The sequence below is a fragment of the Neobacillus terrae genome (assembly GCF_011393025.1).
GTDB lineage: Bacteria > Bacillota > Bacilli > Bacillales > Cytobacillaceae > Neobacillus_A > Neobacillus_A terrae.
Map to the genome: position 1 here is coordinate 1 of NZ_JAAOEO010000078.1, position 1,198 is coordinate 1,198.

1 protein-coding gene is annotated in these 1,198 nt (G+C 32.4%); it reads left to right on the forward strand.

What is annotated here, in order from left to right; genetic code table 11:
- The first annotated feature begins 502 nt into the window (after positions 1–502).
- Positions 503–748 (forward strand): hypothetical protein, encoded by a 246-nt coding sequence (locus G8761_RS26685; protein ID WP_166030956.1) that lies wholly within the window; start codon positions 503–505, stop codon positions 746–748.
- Positions 749–1,198: the final 450 nt, after the last annotated feature.

A 1,198-nucleotide genomic window follows, 5' to 3' on the forward strand; every position in this document is an offset into this window, starting at 1 on the left:
AAAAAATTTAACAAAAGTTTTGTTATTATTCTAATTCCTTATTTCATTAAAAATATGCATCCCCTTATTCTTAAGATCACAGGGGGCTAGAGTTTATAGATGTGGTGTATCGGCTGGAAAGTAACCTAATGATCGCTATGGCGGTCTTTTTTCTTGTTGAACGAACGAAGCAGGATAATTGTGTGAAATGTAATAGTTGAATGCATAAGGTGAGGATGCAATACACCTAAAAGAAAATGGTAAAGCTTCAAACCCTTACCTATCTGTATGAAGAAGAATTACTTAACCAATTTATAATTATGCCCCCGGAATTTAAATTTTTGGAGGAGAGAAAATGACACTCCGAATGTACGTATCTTTTATAAAGGGAGATTTTAATTTTGTTATATAGGATGATTGTCCAAGCGATTATTCCCTTGTGGAATAAAAATATATTGAAACAATAAATGCAAATACGATGAAATTCATTCTTATAAATGCTTTTTTAAAAGGGGGGACTTTTTTGGCGTTTTACTTTAGCATTGGACCAATCACCATAAATTCTCAGAATACAAATTCTACCGTTTCATTTGGAGAAAATCAGCAATCTGGCTGGACATCTAACAGAAAGACAAATAATGGTGTGGGTCTCCAGGCTGGAATCTTCGGAATTTATGCAAATAAAACTGTTATAAACGATAATGATACAAAAGATGGTAATATGATTGATGAAGATAATATTAACAGTACTCAAGGTCAGGGTTTATAGTGTCAGAAGTGAATTTTTTGATTTTATAGGCCAAATCAATGACTCTTCAAATTCTGCTAAATTTGTCGGAAGTAATCAATTTAGCCATCTTTCCAAATCTTCCATACTCCAATAATAAGTGGTTTTTCCGAACAATACTTGTCTATTTTCTGTCACTTTCCTGCCAAATTACTCATACTACCATATTAAAGAGGTTTTTCGTGCAATGTAAGGCTTTGTTAATGCATTATTCTGCAAAACCGTATTCGCTCACACTATCAATATACATCTTTTTAACGCTTCAAAAGTGCCAATATAGTGCCAACCTTTAATAAAAACGCTTGTTTTAAGTTTAATCCAAAAATAAAGATAAAATCAAAAAGTGTATAAAGTGTAGCGACTATGAGCCTTGTGATGAACAATCCAGAATTCAAAGCCATCCACTCTCATAATGTTAAGGTGAAAAAAATA